4 protein-coding genes are annotated in these 3,009 nt (G+C 66.8%); all 4 read right to left on the bottom strand.

What is annotated here, in order from left to right:
• Positions 1–66: 66 nt before the first annotated feature.
• Positions 67–573, bottom strand: a complete 507-nt coding sequence (locus tag ACIQ0W_RS15920; protein WP_292801314.1) for an LLM class flavin-dependent oxidoreductase — start codon at positions 571–573, stop codon at positions 67–69.
• On the bottom strand, positions 570–1,220 hold the full coding sequence (locus ACIQ0W_RS15915; protein WP_396643618.1) for an alpha/beta hydrolase: 651 nt from the start codon (positions 1,218–1,220) through the stop codon (positions 570–572). Before ACIQ0W_RS15915 ends, ACIQ0W_RS15920 begins: the two co-directional genes overlap by 4 nt.
• A 106-nt stretch (positions 1,221–1,326) precedes the next feature.
• A complete protein-coding gene (gene fabG / locus ACIQ0W_RS15910; RefSeq protein ID WP_292733411.1) occupies positions 1,327–2,067 on the bottom strand; it encodes a 3-oxoacyl-ACP reductase FabG in 741 nt (246 codons plus the stop codon).
• 139 nt (positions 2,068–2,206) lie between these two features.
• Positions 2,207–2,962 carry a LysR family substrate-binding domain-containing protein gene (locus ACIQ0W_RS15905; RefSeq protein ID WP_292801312.1) on the bottom strand — a complete coding sequence of 252 codons (756 nt, stop codon included), beginning with the start codon at positions 2,960–2,962 and terminating at the stop codon, positions 2,207–2,209.
• Between the last annotated feature and the right edge of the window lie 47 nt (positions 2,963–3,009).

Raw genomic sequence — 3,009 nt, 5'->3', positions numbered from 1 at the left:
ATGCTGCGGAACAGCCGCATGTCCAGCTCGTGGGTGGCCATGAGCTCGGACCAGCCCAGATACAGATCACGCAGGGCGCTCGGGACGACTGCGGTCGCGGTGGATGACGAGGACATCGCATAACTCCCGGAGACGCAGCAGCAGATCCAGCCGATCCTCGAAGTACTCGTCATAGCGCGCCAGCACCTGACCGAACAGCGGGAACGACTCGGTGTAGGCGCCGCGCCCTGCGGTCAGCTCGGCCCGTCCTCCGCTGATCAGGTCGAGGGTGGCGAAGTCCTCGAAGGTGCGCACAGGGTCGGCGCTGGAGAGCACCGTGACAGTGCTCGTGAGTCGGATACGAGAGGTGACGGCAGCCGCAGCGGCCAGGACGACCTGAGGCGAGGAGACCGCGAAGTCCGCTCGGTGGTGCTCTCCCACGCCGAAGACGTCCAGGCCGGCCTCGTCCGCGACCTTCGCCCACTCCAGGACATCGCGCAGTCGCCCGGCCGCCGACAGTGGCGCGCCGTCGGCGCCGCGGGTGAGCTCACCGAAGGTGAAGATGCCGAACTCGAACGCTGTCGTCCCGCTCATCGGGCATCGACGGCATGTGCACCGACATGCTCGATGAGGAAGTCCCGCACGTCCGCGATCTCGGCCGCGTCGATGCCGTGAGCCAGACCCGGATAGACCCGCTCATGAAGGGTGGCGTGCGTGGGGAGGAACGCGCTGGTCCGCGCGATCGCCGGCGCCGCGATGACCCGGTCTTCCGCCCCGCGCCCCCAGAACACGTGCGGGCGGCTCACCGCGAGCACGTCGTCCCCGGGCTGGGTTCCCCGCGCGACGAATCCTCCGAGCACGACGGGCGCGATCACACGTTCCGGTCGGGTGCGCAGGAGCTGGCTCGCCATCAGCCCACCCTGAGAGAACCCGATGGGGACGACGCGCGCGGTCGGGTCAACGTTCGCGTCGACCCATGCCCAGACCGAGTCGGTGGCCATTGCCAGCGGTGCGGGATCCGGATCGCCGGGTGTGACGATCTCGAACCACGCTGCCCCGCCGTTGCCCATCAGCAGCGGTGCGCGCAGTGAGGCCCACGGCAGCCGAAGACCGAGCGCACCCGCAAGACCGGCGAGGTCGCGTTCGTTGGAGCCGAAGCCGTGAAGGAAGATCGCGACGGCCTCGCCGTCGGACCCGTCGACAGGTTGGGAGGATCGCACATCTCGTAGCAGGGAGTTCACTGACTCGTCGGCCCTTCTCATTGCAGACTGAATACTTGTAGATAAAACTATATCGGTTAGTTGTATCTACAACCGTCTACACGGCGCCACCGCGCGTCGACCGTAGTCAGATGTTTCGTCCGCCGGAGATCTCGATGACCGTTCCCGTGAGATAGCTCGAGAGCTCGCTGGCGAGGAACAGCACGACGTTCGCGACTTCGCTCGGCTGACCGAATCGTCCGAGGGGCACCTCAGCGAGCCGGGACTCGCGAATCCTCTCCGGCATGGCGTCGGTCATGGGCGTGCTGATGATGCCGGGCTGGATTGCGTTGACCCTCACCCCTGCGAAGCCGACTTCTTTGGCGGCGGCTTTGGTCAGGCCGACGATTCCCGCCTTTGCCGCGGAGTAATTGGTCTGACCGACGTTGCCGACCTTTCCGGAGATCGAGGACACGTTGATGATCGAGCCGCGGCCCTGTTCGCGCATGATCCCCGCAGCCTCGCGGGTGCCGAGCCATGCACCCCTCAGATGCACATCGATCACGGCGTCGAAGTCCTCGAGGGGCATCTTGCGCATCGTGGCGTCGCGTGTGAAGCCCGCGTTGTTGACCCACACGTCGAGGGATCCGAATGACTCCACGGCAACCGCCGCCGCAGCGGCGACCGCCGCCGGGTCCGATGCGCTGCCGAGCGAGGTCGCCGTGCGTCCTGGACGATCGAGTTCATTCAGGGCGCGTTCGAGCGCCTCGGAGGAGACATCCGTCAGCACCACGTTCGCCCCCTCGGCGAGCAGAGTGTGAGCCATCGCCAGACCGAGTCCGCCGGCGCCGCCCGTGATGACCGCGGTCTTTCCGTCGACCAGTCCCATTTCCGACCTCCTCGCGCGGTCACGCCCGGACGCAATGAAGCGGCCTGACCACGTTTCGATTCTGAGGGCGGGGGTCAGTCCTCGTCCAATACCGGTGTGCCGCGGAACTGAGACTTCGAGCGAAATAATCGCCGCGCGATCAATCTGTGCTGGTGATCGCTCGCCTCCGTGACGACAGCGCGTCGTAGGTGAGATCGGTCGGTTCGGCGAACGCGAGCTTGACGAGGCCGACCACGGACCGCAGGGCGGCCGAAGGGTTCTGGGTGCTCCAGCCGATGGCCGACTCGACCACGGGAAGCTCATCCGTGAGCGGGCGGTACGCCACGCTCTCATCAAGGTTGGCCCGCATCACCGACGTCAGGGTGAGAGTGACACCGACATGCGCCGCGACGAGAGCGATGATCGTGTAGGAGTCGGGCGCCGCCTGGACGACGTTGGGGGTGAAACCGGCTGCGAGGCAGACCTGCTGCAGGAGCGACTGCACAGACGAGCCCGAATCGGCGGGAAACGTCACCCACGGTTCATTCGCGAGGTCCCGCAACGACAACTCCGCCCGCGCGGCGAGCGCGTGATCCTCCGGCAGCGCGACGACCAGCTGCTCACGCTCGATGACCTGGTACTGCACGCCGGGGGCGATGAAGGGCAACCGGATGAAACCGAGGTCGAGAGTGCCGTCGACGAGGCGCGAGAGTGCCGCGTTCGCATACAGCTGTCCGTGCATCTCCAGCTCGATGTTCGGATACGTCGACCGGACGGCACGGGCCAGGACAGGCAGCGCGCTGTTGCTCGAGGCTCCGGCAAACCCCACGGTCACCCGGCCGTACTCTCCTCGCCCCGTGGAGCACGAGCTGGATGTGCTCGTGCTGGCTACCGGGTTCGACGCGGTCGACGGCAACTACCGCCGCATCGACATCCGCGGGCGCGGAGGGGTGAGCGTCGACG

The organism is Microbacterium sp. (genome assembly GCF_044340635.1).
GTDB lineage: Bacteria > Actinomycetota > Actinomycetes > Actinomycetales > Microbacteriaceae > Microbacterium.
The sequence above is the reverse complement of the archived record's forward strand: the minus strand, read 5'-3'. Positions and strand labels throughout refer to the sequence as shown.